18 protein-coding genes are annotated in these 22,035 nt (G+C 65.5%); 3 read left to right on the top strand and 15 right to left on the bottom strand.

The features are described 5' to 3' along the window. The first annotated feature begins 25 nt into the window (after window positions 1-25). Window positions 26-1,444 (top strand): alpha,alpha-trehalose-phosphate synthase (UDP-forming), encoded by a 1,419-nt coding sequence (otsA, locus tag AC4D6D_RS04460; RefSeq protein ID WP_147218348.1) that lies wholly within the window; start codon window positions 26-28, stop codon window positions 1,442-1,444. 270 nt (window positions 1,445-1,714) lie between these two features. After that, a complete protein-coding gene (locus AC4D6D_RS04455; RefSeq protein WP_147218346.1) occupies window positions 1,715-1,969 on the top strand; it encodes a hypothetical protein in 255 nt (84 codons plus the stop codon). A 57-nt stretch (window positions 1,970-2,026) separates the two neighbouring features. Here AC4D6D_RS04455 and AC4D6D_RS04450 read toward each other — a convergent pair whose 3' ends face one another. The 7 genes from AC4D6D_RS04450 to AC4D6D_RS04420 all read right to left on the bottom strand — a co-directional run bounded on the left by AC4D6D_RS04450 (window position 2,027) and on the right by AC4D6D_RS04420 (window position 11,916). After that, window positions 2,027-3,382, bottom strand: coding sequence for a UDP-glucose dehydrogenase family protein (locus AC4D6D_RS04450; protein ID WP_491326679.1), 1,356 nt, complete (start codon window positions 3,380-3,382; stop codon window positions 2,027-2,029). A 145-nt stretch (window positions 3,383-3,527) separates the two neighbouring features. After that, entirely contained in the window at window positions 3,528-4,688 is a 1,161-nt protein-coding gene (locus tag AC4D6D_RS04445; protein ID WP_491326678.1) for a hypothetical protein, read from the bottom strand. A gap of 5 nt (window positions 4,689-4,693) precedes the next feature. Beyond that, on the bottom strand, window positions 4,694-6,898 hold the full coding sequence (locus tag AC4D6D_RS04440; RefSeq protein WP_491326677.1) for a GumC family protein: 2,205 nt from the start codon (window positions 6,896-6,898) through the stop codon (window positions 4,694-4,696). Between the two features lie 75 nt (window positions 6,899-6,973). Continuing rightward, a complete protein-coding gene (locus tag AC4D6D_RS04435; protein WP_491326676.1) occupies window positions 6,974-8,371 on the bottom strand; it encodes an O-antigen ligase family protein in 1,398 nt (465 codons plus the stop codon). A 528-nt stretch (window positions 8,372-8,899) separates the two neighbouring features. Next, window positions 8,900-10,087: a glycosyltransferase gene (locus tag AC4D6D_RS04430; RefSeq protein ID WP_491326675.1), complete on the bottom strand. Its 1,188-nt coding sequence runs from the start codon at window positions 10,085-10,087 to the stop codon at window positions 8,900-8,902. Window positions 10,088-10,322: 235 nt separating this feature from the next. Continuing rightward, the gene (locus AC4D6D_RS04425; protein WP_491326674.1) at window positions 10,323-11,489 is read right to left on the bottom strand and encodes a nucleotide sugar dehydrogenase; all 1,167 of its coding nucleotides are present in this window, start codon (window positions 11,487-11,489) and stop codon (window positions 10,323-10,325) included. Between the two features lie 109 nt (window positions 11,490-11,598). Next, window positions 11,599-11,916: a hypothetical protein gene (locus AC4D6D_RS04420; RefSeq protein WP_491326673.1), complete on the bottom strand. Its 318-nt coding sequence runs from the start codon at window positions 11,914-11,916 to the stop codon at window positions 11,599-11,601. A 296-nt stretch (window positions 11,917-12,212) separates the two neighbouring features. Here AC4D6D_RS04420 and AC4D6D_RS04415 point away from each other — a divergent pair, with 296 nt between their 5' ends. Further along, window positions 12,213-13,256 (top strand): NAD-dependent epimerase, encoded by a 1,044-nt coding sequence (locus AC4D6D_RS04415; protein ID WP_491326672.1) that lies wholly within the window; start codon window positions 12,213-12,215, stop codon window positions 13,254-13,256. A gap of 105 nt (window positions 13,257-13,361) precedes the next feature. Here AC4D6D_RS04415 and AC4D6D_RS04410 read toward each other — a convergent pair whose 3' ends face one another. Genes AC4D6D_RS04410 through AC4D6D_RS04375 form a run of 8 tightly spaced genes read right to left on the bottom strand, consistent with a single transcriptional unit; the run spans window position 13,362 to window position 21,988 of the window. Beyond that, window positions 13,362-14,369, bottom strand: coding sequence for an acyltransferase family protein (locus tag AC4D6D_RS04410; protein ID WP_491326671.1), 1,008 nt, complete (start codon window positions 14,367-14,369; stop codon window positions 13,362-13,364). Between the two features lie 18 nt (window positions 14,370-14,387). Continuing rightward, window positions 14,388-15,752, bottom strand: a complete 1,365-nt coding sequence (locus AC4D6D_RS04405) for an O-antigen ligase family protein (RefSeq protein WP_491326670.1) — start codon at window positions 15,750-15,752, stop codon at window positions 14,388-14,390. After that, window positions 15,749-17,188, bottom strand: coding sequence for a lipopolysaccharide biosynthesis protein (locus tag AC4D6D_RS04400; protein ID WP_491326669.1), 1,440 nt, complete (start codon window positions 17,186-17,188; stop codon window positions 15,749-15,751). Before AC4D6D_RS04400 ends, AC4D6D_RS04405 begins: the two co-directional genes overlap by 4 nt. A 26-nt stretch (window positions 17,189-17,214) precedes the next feature. After that, complete coding sequence (locus AC4D6D_RS04395; protein ID WP_491326668.1) at window positions 17,215-17,685, bottom strand: serine O-acetyltransferase; 471 nt, start codon at window positions 17,683-17,685, stop codon at window positions 17,215-17,217. Beyond that, window positions 17,682-18,215: a serine O-acetyltransferase gene (locus AC4D6D_RS04390; RefSeq protein ID WP_491326667.1), complete on the bottom strand. Its 534-nt coding sequence runs from the start codon at window positions 18,213-18,215 to the stop codon at window positions 17,682-17,684. The genes AC4D6D_RS04395 and AC4D6D_RS04390 overlap by 4 nt, the downstream gene beginning before the upstream one ends. Then, window positions 18,205-19,452 carry a glycosyltransferase family 4 protein gene (locus tag AC4D6D_RS04385; RefSeq protein WP_491326666.1) on the bottom strand — a complete coding sequence of 416 codons (1,248 nt, stop codon included), beginning with the start codon at window positions 19,450-19,452 and terminating at the stop codon, window positions 18,205-18,207. The genes AC4D6D_RS04390 and AC4D6D_RS04385 overlap by 11 nt, the downstream gene beginning before the upstream one ends. Window positions 19,453-19,493: 41 nt before the next feature. Continuing rightward, window positions 19,494-20,873, bottom strand: a complete 1,380-nt coding sequence (locus tag AC4D6D_RS04380) for a hypothetical protein (RefSeq protein ID WP_491326665.1) — start codon at window positions 20,871-20,873, stop codon at window positions 19,494-19,496. Continuing rightward, the gene (locus tag AC4D6D_RS04375) at window positions 20,870-21,988 is read right to left on the bottom strand and encodes a glycosyltransferase family 4 protein (protein ID WP_186829963.1); all 1,119 of its coding nucleotides are present in this window, start codon (window positions 21,986-21,988) and stop codon (window positions 20,870-20,872) included. Before AC4D6D_RS04375 ends, AC4D6D_RS04380 begins: the two co-directional genes overlap by 4 nt. Window positions 21,989-22,035 lie beyond the last annotated feature (47 nt).

Below are 22,035 nucleotides of genomic sequence, written 5' to 3'. Positions count from 1 at the left end.
CAAGACACGCCACAGGGGATTTGCAATGGGTAGATTGATCGTCGTCTCGAACCGGGTCTCGGTTCCCAAGGCGGCCGGGGCAGCCGGAGCGCAGGGTGGGCTTGCCGTGGCGCTGAACTCGGCGCTGCGCGAGCATGGCGGCATCTGGTTCGGCTGGTCGGGACAGGAGACCGAGGAGTTCACCGGCCACCTCGACATGCAACGCAACGACGGGATCACCACGGCAACGATCGACCTCGAACCGCAGGATATCGAGGAATACTACAACGGTTACGCCAACCGCACGCTCTGGCCGCTGTTCCACTATCGCATCGACCTGACCGAATACGACCGCAATTTCGGCGAGGGCTACGAGCGGGTCAATGCCCGCTTCGCCGATTCGGTACTGCCGCTGATCGAGCCCGAGGACCTCGTCTGGGTCCACGACTATCACCTGCTCCCGCTCGGTTCGCAGCTGCGCGAAAAGGGCGTGAAGAACCGCATGGGCCTGTTCCTGCACACGCCCTGGCCGCCGACGCGCCTGCTGGTCTCGCTGCCGTTCCACGAGCGGCTCGTCGCCTCGATGCTGGAATACGACGTGATCGGCTTCCAGAACACCGAGTGGCTGGAGAGCTTCCTGCACTATGTGCAGAAGGAAATGGGGCTGAAGGTCGGCCTCGACAATTCGATCGAATACAAGGGCCGCAAGGTGATCGCCCGCGCCTTCCCGATCGGCATCGACTTCGCGGAATTCACCGAATCCGCGCAAGGACCCGAAGCCAAGGAAGCGCACGACCGCCTCAAGTCCAGCGTGCGCGGCCGCAAGATCCTGATCGGCGTGGACCGGCTCGACTATTCCAAGGGCCTCGGCGAGCGCTTCGAGGCCTTCGGACGCTTCCTGGCCGACAATCCCGAAGATTCGGGCAAGGCAGTGCTGCTCCAGATCGCCCCGCCCTCGCGCGGGGACGTTGCCAGCTACCAGCAGATCCGCGAGGACCTGGAGCGCAAGACCGGCCATATCAACGGCGCCCATGCCGATGTTGCCTTCGTGCCGATCCGCTACGTCAACCGCGGCTATCCCCGGGCGCAGCTTGCGGGCTTCTACCGCGCGGCCGACATCGGCCTCATAACCCCGTTGCGCGACGGCATGAACCTCGTCGCCAAGGAATATGTCGCCGCGCAAGACCCGGAAAATCCCGGGGTGCTGATCCTCTCGCAGTTCGCAGGCGCGGCGCACCAGCTCAAGGATGCGCTCCAGGTCAATCCGCATTCGATCGAGCATGTTGCCGAGAATATCCGCAAGGCGCTCGACATGCCGCTGGCCGAACGCCGCAAGCGTCATGCCAGCCTGCTGGCCTCGGTGCGCGAGAACGATGTGCAGCGCTGGCGCGAGGACTTCGTGAAGGCACTCGAAGGCCAGAAGCCCCAGAAAGCGGGCACCGCAAAGCACAACGAAGCGGCCTGAGTGATTCTCCGGAGAGGATATCTCCGGATTCCCGGCAGCTCTCTCTCGGGCTACCCCGGAAGAGTATGAATTCATCAGGAAAATCCCATGAAAACCGCTGTTATTTGCAAAACGTCACTCGCCTGCCACCAATCTGACCTCTAACGTCGCTAAGAAGGGAAATGCGGTAGTTGACACTCCCGCAAGGTCACGCGGCAAAGCCGCGGGCCGCAGGATGACCAGGCAGGGTCCGGGCAAACCGGGCCTGCAAGAACAGGCTTTTGGAAGATTATGAGCACGACCCTCTATGGCGAATGCGTGAGTGCAGGCGGATCAACCGCGGTCCGCATTTCCGACCTTGCCAGCCTCGGCTGCGCGGTGGAGACCGATGCGCCCGCTACGGCGATCGAAGGCGACCTGACCTTGTGGATCGGCGCCGTCGGCCCTTTCGCGGCGACCGCGATCCGCAACGGTGCGCGCCGCCTCTCCGTCCGCTTCACCGAACCGCTGGACACCCAGATCGTCCAGCATTTCTCGCTCGCATAATGAAGAAAGGCCCGCCGATGGGCGGGCCTTCCAATCCAGGTTCCAGTCGGTAACGCCTCAGGCCGGGATCGGCCCGGCATCCTGCACCCTGTCCTTCGCCGATGTGCCGCGCCCCACCGAGAGATAGGTGAAGCCGGCCTCGCGCAGATGCTCCGGCTTATAGACGTTGCGCAGATCGATGAGCACCGGCGCCTTGGCGATAGCCTTGATGCGGGCGAGATCGAGCGCCCGGAAAGCGTCCCACTCGGTCACGAGGACGACCGCATCGGCGCCCTCGATCGCGGCGTAGGTATCTGGCTTCATCTCCACCTCGGGCATGAGCGGGCGGGCCTGTTCCATGCCTTCGGGGTCGTAGGCAGCGACCCTCACCCCGGCATCGGCGAGGGTCTGGGCGATCGCGATCGCAGGCGAATCGCGCATGTCGTCGGTGTTCGGTTTGAAGGTCAGCCCCAGCATGGCGACCCGCTTGCCGCGCGCCGCCTCCACTCCGCCGAGGGCATCGACGACCTTGCGGCCCATGGCACGCTTGCGGGCGTCGTTGACCTTGACCACCGCCTCGACGATGCGGACCGGGCTGTCATAGTCCTCCGCCGTCTTGAGCAGGGCCAGGGTATCCTTGGGGAAGCAGGAGCCGCCATAGCCCGGCCCGGCATGAAGGAACTTCGAACCGATGCGGTTGTCGAGGCCGATCCCGCGCGCGACATCCTGCACGTTGCCGCCTACTTTCTCGCAGAGGTCGGCCATCTCGTTGATGAAAGTGATCTTCACCGCGAGGAAGGCATTGGCCGCATACTTCGTCAGTTCCGAGGAGCGGCGGCTGACGAAGAGGATCGGCGATTCGTTGAGGAACAGCGGGCGATAGACCTCGCGCATGACCTCACGGCCGAAGTCGTCCTCGGCGCCGATGACGATGCGATCAGGCCGCTTGAAGTCACCGATCGCCGCGCCCTCGCGCAGGAATTCCGGGTTGGAGACGACCGAGACCCGGTGCGCCGGACGGCAGGCGCGGATGATCCGCTCCACCGCGTCGCCGGTGCCAACCGGCACGGTCGACTTGGTGACGACGACCGCGTCGTTCGCCAGATGCTCGCCCACTTCCTGCGCCACGGCGTGGACATATGACAAGTCGGCATGGCCATCCCCGCGCCGCGAGGGCGTGCCCACGGCGATGAAGATCGCCTGCGCTCCCGCAATGCCCGCGGCAAGGTCGGTAGTGAAGGAGAGGCGCTTTGCCGCGACGTTGGATTCCACCAGTTCGGCCAGCCCCGGCTCGTAGATCGGCATCATGCCGTGGAGCAGCCGCCGGATCTTGCCCTCGTCCTTGTCTATGCAGACGACCTCGTGGCCGAAATCGGCGAAACAGGCACCCGAGACGAGGCCGACATAGCCCGATCCTACCATCGCAATCTTCATGGCGCTTCCAGTCCTTCCGAACGGGGGAGATGAACGGAGGAAAGGTATCCCTGTCCCCCGCCCGCTCGGCAAGTCAGCCATTCGGGCAGCAACTTAGCCTAATTCTCTCTCGCTCCAGCCGGAGCGGCGCATCGGAGGTCCTCTCTTAACGCGGCACGATCTGCAGGTTGCCGATCTCGCCTTCGCCCCGACCGGAAAGGAACATCAGTTCCTGGCTTTCGCAGAGCGTGTCCGGGATGAAGAAGGGGGTGCCGTCGGCGTTCATTTCCCCGTTGCCCAGCCGCCGCCCGCTGCCGTCCTTGGCGTAGCAGATGACCTGGAACACGATGGGCCGGATACCCGCCTCGGCACGCCCGGCACCGTCGAGATGGGCCACGTAGTTGCCCGGCTTGAGCAAGGCGTTGCGCTTGGCGACGACGCTGCGCAGCGGTTCTCGGTTGCGATAGTGCACCACGGTGCCGCTCTTGGCCTGGGTAAAGGTCCGCTCCAGCCCCGGCTCCTCGGGATATTGCCAGTCGAACGGGCCGATCGGCGCGTCGTCGCCCAGGTCCTCGCGGAAGGCCAAGGCGGTCGGTTCCGTGAAGCGCCCGTTCGCGCAGAGGTCCCGCCAGAGGATCGACGCGGCTTCGGCACGGCCCATGCGAACGAGGGCCAGCGTGCGCGGCGACAGTGCCGCGCAGTCCACCCGCGCGCCCTTGCGGGCCATGGAACCGGCCACTTTCCGCAAGGCCTCAGGCCCGATCGCCAGGCCGGACCAGGGCAGGAAGGCATTGGCCCAGTATTTCTCCCGGCCCACTTGCGCCGCGAAGGCGTCCGCGCCCTGAGGCCGCGAGAGCAGTTCGGCGGTCATGGCCCGGAGCCGGTCGTCGCTGATGCCGATCCGCCAGAGCGCGACCGTGCGCTGCGCCGCGACATCCCACTTGCCCGCCTGGAGCGCCAGCATCACCAGCATCTCCTGCGTGAAGCGGTCGCGCCAGCCCCGGTCTCCGGACAGGATCAGCGATCGCAGCGCCGCGTCCTTGTCGCCCTTCTGGAGCTGGCCATAGGCGAGCAGCCCCAGCCCTTCGGCAGGCACCGGGCGGCGGCGCACCATTGCCTGGGCAAACGCCAGCCCCTGATCGACATGCTTGCCGCCGTAAGCCGCCTGCGCCAGCGGTTGCAGCGAGGAGGAAAGGAGCGGCGGGGGCACCAGCAGCGCGGCGCTCGGATTGCGGCGCCCTTCGCGGTCCAGTTCGACGCCGATCGCCAGAACGGCGGCCAGAGCCAGGATCGCGAACCACGCCACGCGGCCGAAGAGCGAGGTCATCCCGCTCAGTCCTTTTCGCCGTAGCTGTAATAATTGGCCGCGTAGTAGTCGTAGTCCTCGCTGCCGACTTTCGGTGCGAAGCGGTTGAGCACGACGCCCAGCATGTTGGCCTTGATAAGAGCCAGACGGCGCAGCGCCGACTTCACCGCGCCGCGATGGAAGTTGGAGGCATCGACCATGAACAGCACTCCGTCGGCATGGTTGGCCAGCAGCGCCGCGTCCGAAAGACCCAACAGCGGCGGCGCATCGATCACCACCACGTCGAACTTGTGGCGCGCCTCCTCGATGAAGTGGCCCACCCCTTCGCCGGAGAGAATCAGCGCCGGATCGGGCGGCGTGGGCAGCGCCGACATGTAGCTGAGCGTCGCGACCTCGCTGGGCTGGAGCGCGGCCTCAAGCGTCTTCTCGCCGGTCAGCACGTCGGTCAGCCCGGTCGCCTGGCGGTCGCTCATGAAGTTGTGCAGCGTCGGCCGCCGCAAGTCGGCATCCACCAGCAGCACCCGCTTGCCGAGTACGGCGATGTCGTGGGCGACGGCGCGGGCAGTGGTCGACTTGCCCTCGGACTGACGCGAACTGGTGACCATCAGCACGTCCGGCAGGCCGCTGGCGGTCGAATAGCGCAAGTTGGTGACAAGCGAGCGATAGGCCTCGCTGACCCGCGAGCGGCGGTCGTCGAACTGGTTCGACACATCGCCGCCCTTCTCCAGCGGAATCAGACCCAGCAGCGGCATGCCCAGCTTGCGCTCGACATCCTCGGGCGAGCGGATCGCGTCGTCGAAGATTTCGCGCAGCAGCACGGCCCCGGCGGCAAGGACCAGGCCCAGCACCAGCGAGGCGACGATATTGACCAGAAGGCGCGGCGAATAGGGCTTGGCCGGCACTTCCGCGCGGTCCACCAGGGTCAGGTTGTTCGACGAGGCACCCGCCGTCGCGTTGAGCTGGTTGAAGCGCGAGAGCAGCGTGTCGTAAAGCGTCTTGTTGGTATCGGCGATGCGCTTGAGCACTGCCAGCTGGACGCCGCGATCCTGCTCCTTCAGCGCCTCGCCGCGCAGCGAGTTCACTTGTCCGGTGAACGACTTCTCGCGCTCCATCGCCGCCTGATATTCGAGATAGGCCGATTTCTTGATCGAATCCGAGATGGCGGCGATGCGGCTGTCGTATTCGGCGATCTCGGCCTGCTTCGACTTCACCGTGGCGAAGTCGTCGAGGTGGCGGGTGCGTTCTTCCGCCAGGCTGGCCTCGACCTTGGCCTTTTCGGCCAGCAGGTTCGACACCGCCGGATTGGCATTGACCTCGGGAATGGCCAGCGGCGCGGCCTTTGCCAGAGTCAGCCAGCGATCCTGCGTGGCGATCCGGTCCGCCGTCGCCTTGGACGCCGCGTCGTTGAGCTGGACGAGGCTGTTGTTGGTGACGGAAAGGACCGATTCCTGGTTGCCGTCCTGCCCCTGGCTGGTCACGCGGATCAGCCCGGCGGCGCTGGCGTACTGGTTGAGATCGCGCTCGGACTGGGTGACCTTGGCGCGCGCCTCGTCGAGCTGGTCGGCGAGGAAGCGACGGGCGTAAGAGGAACTGTCGTACTTCTGGTTGAGGTTCCGCTCGATGTAGCGCTCGCCGTAAAGCTGGGCCAGCTTGGCGGAATAGACCGCGCTGCGGCTGCTCATGCTGATGCTGGCGATGCGGCTGTCCGGCGGCAGCGCCACGGTGAGATTGCCGAGCAGCGCCTCGATCGCGGCTTCCTTCCGGATCTGGTCGAGCTTCTTGGTGCCGCCGGACTTGAGCACGTCCTCCTGCGTCGGCATGTCCTTGCCCATCGCTTCGTAGAAGGCGGGATCACGGTCGAGACGGCCGCTCTCGACCACGCTTTCCGCCAGCGAGCGGCTCTGGATGATGCCGAGCTGGGTCTGCAGGAAGCGCTCGGCGTCCTGGACATTGGTGGCTTTCTGAAGTTCGCTGCCCTCGATGATCTGGTCCGTCTGGTCTTCGATCATGACGCGCACCTGCGCGCTGTAGCGCGGGGCGATCAGCAGGGTGGCGATCACGCCGAGCACCAGCGTCGCCGCGACGATGGCCGCGATCAGCGCCAGATTGCGGCGCACCATGCCCATGATGGTCTTGAGCAGCGCCGTCAGGTCCGGGCCGGACTCCTCGCCATAGGGATCACCCTGAGTGGGGCGCTCCAGTTCGACCCGATCGAGAAAAGCATCGTTCAAGATATGTCCCGCCATCCTGTTGTTTCCACGCGAGCGGTGATTGACCCGAAGTTCGTTCATAAGTTCAGGGAATCCCTAAAGATGGGCGGAAGGACGGTGACCGTCCTTCTGTCCCTGTCGCCGTGCCTTGCGGGGGGCTTCGCTGCGTGGCGCACGGCGGCTCTCGGGTTCCTCCCGGTCCGCATCGGCCAACAGCGCCAGCATGAGCGCGAAAAGGCAGAGCATGGTCTGGCTGCGCAGCGGATAGTCGGTAATCGACTGAAGCGCGACCAGCGCGAAAGTTCCGGCCCCAGCAAGGCTTGTGCCGCCGCGGCGAAGCGCCTGCACGCCGAAGCGGACGAGCAGGACCGCCCAGCCCAGCACCAGCGCGATCCCGACCACACCGGATTCCAGCGTCGCTTCGAGGAAATCGTCATGCGCGCGCTGGGCACGGCCATAGCTGAGGTTTTCGAGCGCCTCGTCGGGTTGGAACACGTCGTCGAACGAGCCGATGCCGCTGCCGACCGGCCAATAGCGCCCGGCGGCGACCACGGTATCCTTCCAGATCAGCGGGCGCTGCTCGTCCTCCACCGCATCGAAGCGGCCGAAAGCGCTTTGCACCCGCTGGTTGCTCGCGAGGAGGCTCGCACCGCCCGCCAGTACCAGCACCAGCGCGCCTGCCAGCATGACGGTGCGCCGGTTGAGCGCCGGACGGCGCCAGCGCAGCCAGCGCCACAGCGCGAGCGCGGCGGGCACGAGCAAAAGCGCCATGCTGGACCGCGAACGGGTGAGCACCACGCCGACGACCAGCAACAACGCCGTGGCCGCACCGCCCAGAGTCCAGATCGCGCGGATCTGCCGCAAGGGGAACACCGCGACCAGCGTCACCAGCGCGACATTCAGCATCAGCCCGCCGGTATTGCGGTTGGCGAACGTGCCCTGAAGGTCGGGCGAACCGTAAGTCTGCGCATAGAAAACGAGATGGCGGTTGCCGGTCGCCAGTTGCTGGGCCCCCAGCAGAACGACCGCCAGTCCACATCCGACGACCAGAATCAGCAGCCCGCGTTTGTCCTCGCGCGAAAGCTGCCAGGCCGTCACGAGAATCGCCAGCGCCGGAACGAGGGCGAAGAAGGCGATCGCGGTGCGGTTGGGGTCGAGCGAGAAAGGCTTCCAGACCTGACTGCCGCCGGTCAGTTCAAGCGATTGCACCGCGAACTCGCGGCCCGGCAGCACCTGCCAGATCGCGGGTGGCAAGGGCATGATCTGCAAGAGCGGCAGCAGCAGCGTAGCCACGACCAGAACGACAAGCGCGCGCGGTGCGGTGCGGAAGAAGGCGAAGACGGCCGGGCCGTTGAAGGCCAGCACGGCAAATCCCGCCAGTTGCACCACGAGATTGGCAAGGCCCATCGCCGATCCGCCGCCACCGAAAAGCAGCGCGACCAGCATCAGGAATCCGGCCTGCACCGCAGGATTGCCCGGTCGGATTTTCGGCACGATAACGCCGCGTTTCTCAGCTAACGACCCAGACAGAGCTTTTTCCTTATGATTGCAGTTCGGGATGCAAGACCCTGCCCTCGATCGTTTCGTTCGGCAGGTGTCGGAAACTTCTCGGCCTATCCGTTTGAACGGACAGAACTCCTGAGCATATCGCTGCTCGCCATGGCAGGACTAATTCAGACCTGTTCCAGTATTCGATAAAGAAATACTGTCGTACAGGAGGCCTAACGAACGGCGACCGGAGCGAAAGGGGCGCTGATGGCGATCGCCGAAACCGGCACGTTTCTCTGCTTCATGAGTCCTCCTGGAACTGCGCTATACAGGTCAATCGTCTGGCCTTGACTATACCGCGCTGCACAATGAAGGGCAAATCCGCGCGGGGGCGTTGATCCGCGATCTGCCCCCTCTCGTCGTACTTTCAAACTCTTCCATCCATGCCGCAGAGGGAGCGATCCGAATTGCAGCGGCGATTAAACCGATTGCATCGATCGCCCGCACAGATTCCCATGCAGAAAGTAAAGTACATCAGCTAATAAGACTATTCACACAGTCCGAATACTGCTCACGGAACCGTTCCTCGCCGAAGCTGGCGGCATTGGCGATGCAATCCTCCGGCCGAATGTCTCCCTCGCCCTCCACGAAGCGGTCGATCGCCTCGACCAGGCTCTCGGGCGTCTGCTCCTCGAACCAGACGCCGGTTGCCGCGCTGCCGCCGAGCGGCCGCACGGTTTCCGCCGTGCCGCCCTTGCCGAGGCAGATCACCGGCGTTCCGCAGGCCTGCGCCTCGACCGGAACGATGCCGAAATCCTCCAGCGCCGCGAAGACGAAGGCCCGCGCGGTCTGGAATTCCGCGATCAGTTGCTCGAACGGAATGTGCCCCAGAACCTCGATATTCGGACCCGCAATCTGGCGGACCTTCTTCATGTCCGGCCCGTCGCCAATCACACGAAGGCGCAGGTCCGGGCGGCGATTGAAGGCCTCGACGATCATTTCTACCCGCTTGTAGGGCACGAGGCGCGAGGCGGTGACGAAGTGATTGCCGCGCGCAGCCTCGCCGGGCACGAAGTTGCCGGTATTGACCGGCGGATAGATCACTTGCGCCTCACGGCGGTAGATCTTCCAGATACGCCGGGCGATGAACTGCGAATTCGCGAGGTAATGATCGACGCTCTGCGCCGTGCGCATGTCCCAGAGGCGGAAGCGGTGCATCATCTCGCGCGCGACCGCACGCTTCAGCCCGCCCAGTTTCCCGCCGACCGTGGCAATGTATTCGTGGGTGAGATCCCAGGCATAGCGCGCAGGACTGTGCACGTAACTGACATGCAACTGTCCCGGCCCGGTAATCACCCCCTTGGCCAGCGCCGCCGAGGAACTGAGTACGACGTCATGTTCCGACAAGTCGAAACCCTCGATCGCGCGGGTCGATTGCAGAAGAAGGAAGCGGTAATACTGCTCGACAAGCGGAAGATCGTTCAATCCCGACGTATGGATCCGGTGATCGGCACCGAAGACGTCCCGCGTCACTTCCTCCGGCAGGAAGTTGAACAGCGTGTAGATATCGCTTCCCGGCGTGCAGCGCGCCATCTGCTGGAGCACCCGCTCGCCCCCGGCGACTACCGGAAGCCAGTCATGGACGAGAGCGATGCGTTCGCCGCGGATCAGGGCCTGTGAGCCTGCTGCTGGAGTCTCGGCGACAGGAACACTGTGTTTCATCGGCAAGTGGTCCTTCGAATAGGATCGTGACGCGATCAGCGCGCAGCAGCACTCCCGTCAGGAGGGAGCACCCCTGCCGCCTTTGCGCCGCATCGTTTATAGAGAAAGGCCGGTCGGACGTCCCTTTGGGACTCCACCGAAATGGTCCAACGCCGGCATCGGAAGCCTTGAAACATAGACATATTTCTTGCCTCCTGCATGCCGGCGCCGAACCGTTTTCGGTGGCGCCGAAAGGCTAGTCGGACCCGAACAGGTCGCGCGAGAAGACCTTGTCCCTCACGTCGTCGAGTTCGGGTAGAATGCGGTTGGTGACGATCACGTCGGCCCGCCGCTTGAAGGTTTCCAGATCGGATTCGACCGGGGTGTTGAAGAAGCTCGCCTCGGGATAGCTCGGCTCGTAGAGCACGGTCTCGATGCCCTTGGCCTTGATCCGCTTCATGATGCCCTGGATCGAACTCTGGCGGAAGTTGTCGGAACCGGCCTTCATCACCAGGCGGTAGAAGCCGACCACCTTCGGCTTGCGCGCCAGGACTGCATCGGAAATGAAGTCCTTGCGGGTGCGGTTGGCCTCGACGATGGCGCCGATGATGGTCTGCGGCACGTCGTGGTAATTGGCCAGCAACTGCTTGGTATCCTTGGGCAGGCAGTATCCGCCGTAGCCGAAGGACGGGTTGTTGTAATGCGAGCCGATACGCGGGTCGAGGCCGATGCCTTCGATGATCTGCCGCGCTTCCAGTCCACGCGACAGGGCATAGCTGTCCAGCTCGTTGAAGTAGGCGACACGCATCGCGAGATAGGTATTCGCAAATAGCTTGATCGCTTCGGCTTCGGAAGGATCGGTGAAGAGTACCGGCACATCCGTCTTGATCGCGCCTTCCAGCAGCAGTTCAGCGAAGACTTTCGCCCGCTCCGACTGCTCGCCGACCACGATTCGACTGGGATGGAGATTGTCGTGAAGCGCCCTGCCCTCGCGCAGGAACTCCGGACTGAAGATCAGGTTTCGCGTACCCATCGCCTGCGCGGTCGCAGTAGTGAAGCCGACGGGAATGGTCGACTTGATGACCATGACCGCATCGGGCGCGTGTTCCATGACTTCGCGGATCACGGCCTCGACCAGCGTCGTGTCGAAGCGATTGGTCACTTCGTCGTAGTTGGTCGGCGCGGCGATGATCACGTAGTCTGCACCGGTATAGGCCTCGACCGGATCGAGCGTCGCGCGCAGATTCAGATCGTCGCGGCGGAGGAATTCCTCGCACTCGGCATCGACGATCGGCGAGCGACCGGCATTTATCATGTCCACTTTGGCAGGCACGACGTCCTTCGCCACGACTTCGTGGTTCTGCGCCAGCAGCAGCGCATTCGACAGACCGACATAACCAACGCCTGCAACAGCGATCTTCATTTTCGCTCCTATGACCGGCCCGGCGGGCAGGTTCGGCAATTTAGCGCCGGTAACAACGACCGGAACTTCCGAAGGGGGGCATATCGGAAAGTTCCGGCCGCTGAAACTGCTACCAATGGGCAGGCATGCTCTGCCGAGGATCGCCTGACGGTTCAAGCGCTTCGCAAAAATATGGGATAATCGGGTGCAGTAACGCGACGGAATCCATTTGCAGCCGCAAATTGACCTTTGCAGACACGGCATCACGATGCTGCGCCGCACCCAACATCGCCCCAACAACGCCGATATCGGGGATCGAAAATGGAGCATCGTCTTCATGATGTGCATAGCCGATTCGGACGGAGCACTCCCCGACCACCTCGCCAGACCCGTTCATCTTGCAGACATCTTGTTGATAGAAAATAATAGTTTCAACGTCATTTACCAATGCCGCACCTTATCGCCCCCCTTGTAAGGCGGCCGCTGTCGACATGCCGAGGAGCACGGTCGGCCCGATCTGCAGATTGCTGCACCGCAAAAGCATCGGCACGTTCGGACGGCACATCGAACCCCCGAATTTGTAGGATGGCACCGCGCATCGAAAGCGGTTCTACTGCCGACAACCGGATGCAAACTGTCGGCCACCCGTTCCCCACTTCGGACGCCTGCCCCTAAAGGTCACTTGCCAAGACTTCACCGCACCTGCACAAAGTGCGGACATCTCCACAAAATCTGGACTTTAGCATGACTGATGACGTCGTCGGCAAGGCAGCCCCCCGCACGGCTTTGATTACGGGTGCCGCGGGTTTTATTGGGTACTACCTCTGTCGCAGACTGCTGGATGACGGTTTTCGCGTGATCGGCCTCGACAGCCTCAACGATTACTACGAAGTCGCCCTGAAGGAGCGCCGCCTGGCGATGCTCAGCCAGAACGAGCACTTCCGCTTCATCAAGGGCAAGCTGGAAGATCCCGACCGGCTGATGCAGCTTTTCGCCGAAGAGAAGCCGGACATCGTCGTCAATCTCGCCGCGCAGGCGGGCGTGCGCTACTCGATCGACAATCCGCGCGCCTATGTCGAGGCGAACCTGATCGGCGTCTTCGAACTGCTGGAAGCCGCGCGCGCCCATCCGCCGCAGCACATGCTGATGGCGTCAACCTCCTCGGTCTACGGCGCCAATACCGAGATGCCTTATGCGGAGACTCACAAGGTCGATACGCAGATGTCGTTCTATGCGGCGACGAAGAAGGCCAATGAAGCGATGGCGCATTCCTATGCCCATCTCTACGGCCTGCCGATCACGATGTTCCGCTTCTTCACGGTCTACGGCCCCTGGGGCCGTCCGGACATGGCGCTGTTCAAGTTCACCAAGAACATCCTCGCCGGCAAGCCGATCGACGTCTACAACCACGGCGACATGAAGCGCGACTTCACGTATGTGGAAGACCTCGTGCAGGGCATCCGCCTCCTGATCGACAGCGCCCCGGTCCGCCCCGAAAGCGCCGAGGACATTGCCGAGCACGACAGCCTCTCGCCGGTGGCGCCCTGGCGCGCGGTCAACATCGGCAATTCGGATTCGGTGCAGCTGATGGACTTCGTCCGCGCCATCGAGACGGCGACCGGCGTGAAGGCCGAGATCAACATGATGCCGATGCAGCCGGGCGACGTGCCCGCGACCTGGGCCGACGCTTCACTGCTCCAGCAGCTTACCGGCTACCGTCCGACGACTTCGGTGAAGGAAGGCGTTGCGAACTTCGTGGACTGGTATCGGGATTACTATCAGGTCTGATCTGTCAGGCCTTGCGGGAGAGAGGGGCTGCGTCGCTGACGCGGCCCCTTTTTTATTGCTTGCACCACCAGCGCTACACTCGCTCATCCTGAGCCTGTCGAAGGATCAGGCGCTGTGCCCTGCCGAGGGGCCTTCGACAAGCTCAGGCTGAGCGGAGTTCGGGGTAATGGTCTTGATGACGGCATGGCGCTTTCGCAGTGGTTCGAAGCCCAAAATGCCCGCCATGCCGAGGCGCCGCGAAATCTCGAAGAGGATCAGCGGCAGAACCACACCCGCCGCGGTGGAGACCAGCACCACCGTCGCGACGTCCCGCAGCCCGAGCCGCGTCAGCACCACGCGCATGCCTGCCGCGAAGATGATGTGGGTAAGGTAGATCGGCATCGTCCGCTCGCCGAGCTTGCGCACGAGAGCGGGGCCGCTCAGGCAGAAGCCGAGGAAACCCGCGCAGGCCACGAAGCCGCAGAGGTAGGCGGGAACGGTCTCGAAAGGGGTAACTGTGAGCGTATAGGCCACCACTTCCGCCACCACGAATGCGGCGATGCAAGCGGCAAGCGGCAGGCCCTTTTCCAGCCAGCGCGTACCCGCCAGCAGACCGACGAAGAAGAACGGCGCATGCTGGACGATCTGGCCGGTCAGCCCCTGCGGCTGCGCCAGAACGACCACCGCGATGCTGCCCGCCGCGATGGCCGTCGCCGCGATACGGCCGCGCAGGACCATCGCCGCCGCCTGGAACAGGAACAGCGCCAGCAGGAACCAGAACACGCTCTTGGGCGGGAACGGGTAGGTCAGCACTTCGAAAGGCGAAATCCGACCCTTGTTGCCCGCGCCGGTCACGAGATGGACGCAGCCCTCTGCCCAGGCCCAGAGGCACATCGGCCAAAGCAGGTTCAGGGCGCTGCGCGAAAGGCCGTTCCGCAGCGTCTCCGGTGCCTTGAACAGCATGCCGGAGATCAGGAAGAACACCGGCATGTGGAAGAGGTAGACCGCGCGGTCGATCGTCTCGAACAGGCGCGGCTCGACCAGCCCCTGCCCGTCCAGCCCGCGCCAGACATGGCCGAACACGACGAAGACGATGGCCGCACCGCGCGCGGCGTCCAGGCCCTTAATTCTCATGGGTTCCTCGGTACGTCATCAGAGTGTTCGGGGCTGCCATGCGCCCGGCATTGAACCCGGCTTGGGGAGCATGTGGATCGCCTTGCGCCCCGCATGCCGCGCGGTGTTCGCCAGCGCCGGATAGGCGCCCAGCGAGGCGGCGAGGCCGATCAGTACCAGCGGCGCGGCGCCCTGGCAGTTGATCGTGGCCGACAGGATCGCGATCACGAAGCCGATGTGGCGGTCGGGCCGGGGAATGCGCACGAGCCTGCGGATCAGTTCCACCCCCATCAGAACCCCGAACAGGCCGAACTGGTAGAGGATGTAGAGGAACAGGTTGTCCACCGCGCTGAACGGCGAGACATAGACCCCGGTGTAGAACGCCGCCGGGCCGACCGAACCGAAGCCGTGGCCGAGCAGCGCGGTGGCGGGGCCGCCGTCCACGATCATCTCCCAGACTCCCGGCCAGGTGACATGGAGGCGCACGACGGTACTGCTCATACCCACGGAGATCTCGCCGACACCGTCGATCGCCAGCAGCCACAGCCCGGCGAGCGCGGGCAGGAAGAAGCAGATCGAGAGCAGCGCGCCGAGCGACTTACGGCCCGGCCCGAGGTTCTGGAACCAGTGCCAGGGCCAGAAATCCACCAGCATCGCCACGGCCAGCGCGATGAGGTTGGTGCGCGAGGTCGTGGTGTTCAGCGCCCAGAGCGTCGCGACGTAGATCAGCAGGCGCACCTGCCAGTTACGGGCCTGTCGCAGGACGATCAGCGCCAGCAGCAGCAGGATGCTGGCCGAGGCGCTGCTGGCGGCGCCGAGACCGGCGATGCGCTCTTGACCGTGAATCCACCATTCGCGGCCCGCCTCGCGCTCGACACCGAACTGCGAGACCGAATAGCCGGTCCAGGGCATCGTCATGCGGGTATCGGCGGCGACTCCGGCAATGCCCATGACCAGCAGCACGAGGCAGACCGTGCGCCACCATTTCGCATTGATGTAACCGGGCGGCAGCATGAGCACCGCGATCACCGGGCAGAGCAGCTTGAAGCCGGAGAACACCGCGACCGGATTTTGATAGACCACCACGCCAACCGCCATCTGCACGACGGTCGCGGCGAAGAGCCAGATCAGCGGCGTCGGCAGGCGCAGGGTCACGGCGGCGAGCAGCAGCCGCATCAGCACTACCGCGATCACCGCGAGATCGGGAACGAACCAGAGCGGGCCAAGCCCGAAACGGTCGAAGTAATAGCGCGCCGCCCCGCCGAAGACCTCGCGCGCCATGATCAGCAGCACGGCGCCGCCGGTCAGCACGGTCAGGAGCGCGGCGAAGCTGCGCTTTTCGGACCGGCGCGGAGCAGGAGCGGGTCTTGGCGGAATAGGCCGAGGATGGGCGTCCGCCTTCACGCCGGGCTCCAGCTCTGACTATTGCGCATGATCCAGCCGCGACCGCGCCAGATCACCAGGCAATAGACGCCCCCCGCCGCGCCGAGCAGGCCGAGGCAGGCGACCGGCTCGCTGAAGCCCCGGAGCGGCACCAGCGCCGCGCCGAGCGCCAGCGAGAGCACGACCACGAAGAGCGAGGCGCGCGTCAGCAGCGGGGTGCGGACGTGGCGGCTCACCACCAGATAGAACAGCGCGAAGCTGCCGATCTGCGAGATGGCGATGCCGATCGCCATGCCGGTGAGGCCCGCCAGCTTCACGCCGATGATCCCGCTCGGCACCAGCAGCGCCAGATTGACGGCGGGCGAGATGATGAGAAGCTTGGTCTTCTTGACGAGTTGCAGCGCGACCGAGAGATGGAAGGTCGTCAGCGCCTTCAGGATCGCCGCGATCGCCACGTAAGGCAGCAGCATCGCCACGGTGTCGCGGAAGGAGGGCCCGACGAAAAGCCGCGCCACGCCGGGCGAGAGCGCCGCCAGGATCGCCGCCGCCGGCGCGCCGATCATCAGGTAGACGATGAAGTTCTCGGCCAGGATCTTCTCGCCCGCCTCGCGCCCGTCCTTCTCGAAGGCGCGGACGATGGCTGGATAGGCCGAGAGGTTGACCGCCAGCATCAGGAAGATGACGGTCTTCTGCATGAGGTCCACCGAGACCGAGTATTGCCCGACCGCCGCCTTGCCGAGCGTGGAGGATACGATGTAGCGGTCCGCCACGGCGCTGGCATAGCCGAGGCCGGAGCTGACGATCAGCGGCGCGCCGTAACGCATGATTTCCTTGAGATCGGCGCGGCGGGCGCGGAAGGGACGAAGTTCCCGCCAGGCGGCGTCGGTCACGTTACCGAGCACCGCGCAGCCGATTTGCGCTCCGAGGATGCCGATAGCCACGCCCAGCGCGCCCATGTCGAAGAACCACACGAGCAACGCGCCCACCGCCAGCGAGAGCGAAGAGCGCAGCGTCATCATCGCGAAGAAGCGCCAGCTCAGCAGGCGCAGGCGCGCGGTGACGGTGCTGATCGCGAAGAGCATTTCCGAGAACAGCCAGAGCCACATGGCGGGCCACCAGTCCGGCGCGACGCCCAGGAAGTGGATCTGGAACGCGCGCAGCGAGAGCGCCACCGGCAGCAGCAGCAGGATCAGCCCAAGGCAGACCATGGAGACCGCATTGGCGATGTCCGGGTTGAGCTGGTGCTCGGCGGCGGGATCGTAGAGCAGGCGCGAGGCGGTGAGGCGCAGCCACTCGAAGATCGCGGCATTGAGGAACAGCACCGTCGCCGAGACGAGCGCGTAAGTCCCGAACTCGGCGGGGCTGAGCAGGTGCGTCCAGACGATCAGCGAGAGGAAGTTCAGCCCGCTGGAAATGCCGAGCGCCGCCGTGGTGATCGCGCCTTTGGAAAGTTTCATGCGCCCCAATTTCATGAGCCGGGCCTTCATGCAGCCGAAAGGTCCTTGCGCTTCGGCGTCACGATCCGCGCCGGGGCGCCGACCGAGGTCGCGCCTTCCGGCACATCGCTGAGGACCACGGAATTGGCGCCGATCCGGCTTCCCCGGCCGATGCGCAGCGGCCCAACGACCACGGCTCCGGCATAGATCACCGCATCCGCGCCGATCACCGGATAGCCTTCCCCGCGCCCCGACTGGCCGAGCGTGACGTTCTGGTAGATCGTGGCGTTCTCGCCGATCTCGACATTGTGGCCGACCACGATGCCCACCGGATGGGGCAGGTTGATCCAGCCCGCCGGGCGCGAGAGCGGAGAGATGTGGCAGGCGTAGCGCCAGTGGATGTAGCGCCGGATCGTGGTCGCCATAACCCGGCTCATGCCGCCGCGCGCGTGCAGGTGGCACATGCGCTGCCACAACGAGACGAGGCCTGCGCCTTCCATCGCGCGCGCACCGCTCATCGCAGCACCTGCGAGCTAGGCGGCAGGACGCGCGCGGGAACGCCCACGGCGATGTGCCCCGCCGGAACCGAAGTCTTGACCACGGCATTGGCGCCGATCACCGCGCCCGCGCCGATCTCGATATCGCCGATCACGGTGGCGCCCGCGAAGATCGTCGCCCCGGCGCCGACGCGCGGGCAGCGCCCGGCTGTACCGTCCTGACCGATGGTGACGTTCTGATAAATCGTCACGCCGTCGGCGATCACGACATTGTCGCCGATCACGACGCCCACGGGATGCGGCAGGTATACCGCCTCGCCCACTTTCGTCGTCGGCGCGATGTAGCAGCCGTAGGCGCGGCGGATATGCCCCCGGATCGCCCGCGCAAGCAGACGCCCCGCCGGTCCCGAGGCCCAGAGCGCGCTCATCCGCTGCCAGGCACGCAGCACGCCGCTGCTGGGGCTCATCCGCCCCACCGGCAGGCGCGTCGGCACGGGAAGCAGCGGCGGCGCTTCCCCGAAGGTCACGGCCATCTCGCGCTCAGGCCGCATCGAACAGCTTCTCCAGATGGCTCTCGTAGCGATCGATCACCGCGCCCGAGGTGAAGACGCCGCCCATGTCGAGCGCGCCCGCGCTGTAATGTGCGTAAGTCTCGGCCGGGAGCGTGCGGAAGTGCTGGATCTTCTCGGCCAGTTCGGCCGCGTCCTCGCCCTCGTAAAGCTCGCCGGTCTCGCCGGGGGTCACGACTTCGGGATTGCCGCCGACCCGCGAGGCCACGACCGGCAGCGCGAAGCCATAGGCCTCGTAGATCACGCGGGGCAGCGGCTCGTTGTAGACCGAGGGGCAGATCACCACGTCGACCGCGCCGTAGAAGTCCTCCGCTGCCTGCCAGCCGAGGAACTTCACGCGCGGATCGCCTGCCGCCTGCGCCTTCAGCCCATCGACGTAGCCGGGTTCGCCGTCGCCTGCGATCACCAGCGACCACGGGCGACCGCCCTGGGGAAGCTGGCGGACCGCCTCGATCAGCTTCTCCACGCCCTTGGTCGGGGCGAGGCGGCCGATATAGCCGAACACCATCGGCGCGCCGTCGGCCATTGCCCTCGGCTCGGGCACGAGCGGGCGGTCGTTGACGTTCCACTGCACCGCGCAGGGCTTGTCGTCCCCGAAGGCGCCGTGGCGGCGATGGGTCTCGGCCACGAAGGCGCTGTTGGACAGGAACATGTCGACATTGCGCGTCTGGCGGCGATTGACGCCGGCCACCACCTTGCAGCCCGAGCAAAGCGAGGTGCAGTTCTCGCCCGCGCGGTACATGCCCGAGCGGCTGCAGATCAGGTAGTAATCGCGCATCGTGTGGATCAGCCGCGCGCCACTGCGCTTGGCCTCGCGCAGGATCGCGGTGGAGAAACCGTCGATGATGCTGGTGTTGACCACGTCGGGGCGGATCACGTCCAGCATCTGCCGGACGTCGCGCGCGGCGCGGAAGTTCCAGAGGTCCAGCGTGTGCCAGACCGCCTTCATCGCCGGGGAACGGCGGCGCTTGTCGTAAGGCCAGTAGATATTGCGGATCGGCAGGACGTGGAGCGTCGGCTTGCCCGGCCCGGTCACTCCAGCCTCCATGCCCGCGCGCAAGGTCGCGGCCTCCTCGCCGCGCGGGGCGAGGCGCAGGATGTGGACGTCGTGGCCACGCTCGACGAGGCCCTCGGCCAGCGTCTGCACGGACTTGGCGCCACCGCCCACCTGATCGGGCCGGTAGGAGCGGATGATGAAGAGAATTCGTCGGGACGTCATGGACGTGCTGTCTCCGTTGCGAGGTGCAGTGCTCATATCGCTCATGGGTTCTGCGGGCAGTTCAGCGCCGGGCGCGCGCCGCTGGCGGCGGGGCGCAGGCGCAAGTAGACGGGGGCATTGCTCAGCCGCTGCTCGCCGGTGGGGACAGGCTTGCCGGTCATGTCCACAAGGCCCGCGAGCTTCCAGCCGGAAGGCACCAGCTTCGCCGGTTCCAGCAGGGCCGCGCCGGCCTTGGCCCAGACCAGTGCCTCCGCCCCGCTACCGCTCGAAAAGATCGCGCCTTCCACTCCGGCGCGCTGGACCGGGCAGGCATAGCGCATCGCGCCGAGTTCCTTCAGCAGCGTCTGCAAAGCGAAATAGGAAGGCTTGGGCGAGCCGTTCGCCTGCAGCAGGCCGAAATTGTGCTGGTCGTAATCGGGATTGCTGCCCGCGTCCTTCCACGAATACCAGACGTTCGGCGCCACATCCGCCGCCAGCGCGGAGACCAGCGTGCGAACGAGGTAGCGCGCCTGGGAGTCGCCATCGACGCGGCCGATGATCGGGCGGCCCCATTCGGAATTGGCAATCTTCGGGGCCTTCACTTGCCCGCCCGCCGCGATCCGGCGGCGCAGGCCGTCCCAGAGCGCCGCGTCGCGGGTGACGTCGCCGGTCATCTGGTAGGGGTGAACGCTGATCCGGCTGAAGCAGGTCACCGCTTTGGAACCGGCCAAGGCCGTGAGAAACGCACCGTCCACCCACTTCGAGGCGGCGGGACCGTAGACTTCGGCGGAACCGTCGGCACCGCGGATCGCCTGACAGGCGGCGAGCGCCATGCGGCCATAGGCGGCGGCGTCCGGCTTGGGCGGCCAGAACCGGGGGTGGTCAGGCTCGTTCCAGACTTCCCAGATCGGATCGTAGGCCGCGAAAGCCCTGGCAGCGGCGGCGGCCCAGTCGCTGTAGGCCTTGATCTGGTCCGGGGCGACCGGCGGCGAGGTGCGCCGCTCGTCACGCCCGCGCCACTGGATCTTGGTGAAAGGCGTGTGGACCGGGTTGCCGTAGTCGAGGATGAACAACGGGCGCATCCCGCGTGCATGAACCTCGCGCGCAAATTCCAGATAGGCGCCGAAATCGTAAGTGCCGGGCTTGCGCTCGGTCCCCGCCCAGCTGAAATCGCTGCGCACATAGCGCAGCCCCAGCGACGCCACGCGGTCGAGATCGGCCGGGGTCAGGTTGTTGCCCGCAATGCCCACCACTTGCCCGACAGGCGCGGAGACATGGCGCTCGGAACGGACGGCTGCAGGCTGGAGCAGCAGGGCAGCGGCCAGTAAGGCACCGGGGCTGAGCAGCAGCACGCCCGCCAGCACGCCGTTGCGCAGGCGCGCGCGCCGGGCGCGGCGACGTGCCGAGCCGAGGCCACCGCTATCCTGCCACCAGCGGATCACCTGCCAAGCACCGTCGAATAGACATCATTCACCTGCCGGTGCATGCGCTCCATCCCGAAGCGCTCTGCCACCGTGCGCGCGGCGCGCTTCTGGAGTTCGACCAGCATCGGACCGAGGCTGGAGATTTCCTCCATCGCCGTGCAGAACGCCTCCGCATCGCCCGCCAGCCAGCCGTTCTCGCGGTGGTCGATCATCTCAACGATGCCGCCCGCCGGATAGCCGACCACCGGCAGGCCCATCGACATCGCCTCCATCACCGAACGCGGCAGCGGATCGGGCGTCTCGGAAGGGACGAGCACGGCATCGAGGCCGTTGTAGATCGCCGCCAGCCCTTCGAAGCGGCCCTCGAAACGGACGAAGTCCTTGAGGCCGAGCGCCTCGGCCTGACGCTTCAGGCTTTCGAGATAGGGCCGGTCTTCCTCTTCCGCCTCGCCGCGCACCAGCAGGGTGATGCGCTGTCCGCGCCGATGCGCGGCGCCGAGCCAGTCGAGTGCGACATGGTGGCCCTTGAACGGATGGATGCGCCCGCAAATGCCGACGACAAGTCCGCTTTCCGCAGCGCGGGCATGGAAGGATTGGGGCACATCGTCGCGCTTGACGCCGTTGAACACCACCGAGACATTCTGCGGCAGTGCCTCGCCCGGCCAGCAGGCGCGGCTGACCAGCACGGTGTGGTCGGAGCTGCGCGCCAGACTCTTCCAGATCAGCCGCTCGGACCCGCGCACCGCGATGTCGCGGACGTGGAACACGCAGGCCTCGCCACCCAGCTTGCGCGCCAGACCCGCGATGCAGTGCGCCTTCAGCCCGTTGCTGTGGACGATCTGCGCGCCGTGCCGCCTGGTCACATCCTTGAGCCTGCGCGCGGCGCCGATCCAGTCGCCCACCGCCGCGCCGACGCTGGAGGGCCGCACCGGCCGCCGGATCGCGGCGACCTGCCCGAAGTCCACGACTTCCACCGGAATGCCCCGGCTCGCCGCCTGTTCGGACACCGGGCCCCGCGCGGGTACGACGAGCAGCGGGTCCACATGGGGGTTCGCCATCAGGTCGAACAGCGATCGCTCCGCCCCGCCCTTGAAGAAGGGCACGGGGGACAGGAAGGCGACTCGATAGTTCATAGGATCAGTCCCGTCGTTTTCAGGATACAACATCGCTTGTCCTTGCG

This window comes from Novosphingobium sp. BF6 (assembly GCF_058273105.1).
Note: the sequence above shows the minus strand (reverse complement) of the source record. Positions and strands in the feature narration are given on the sequence as shown.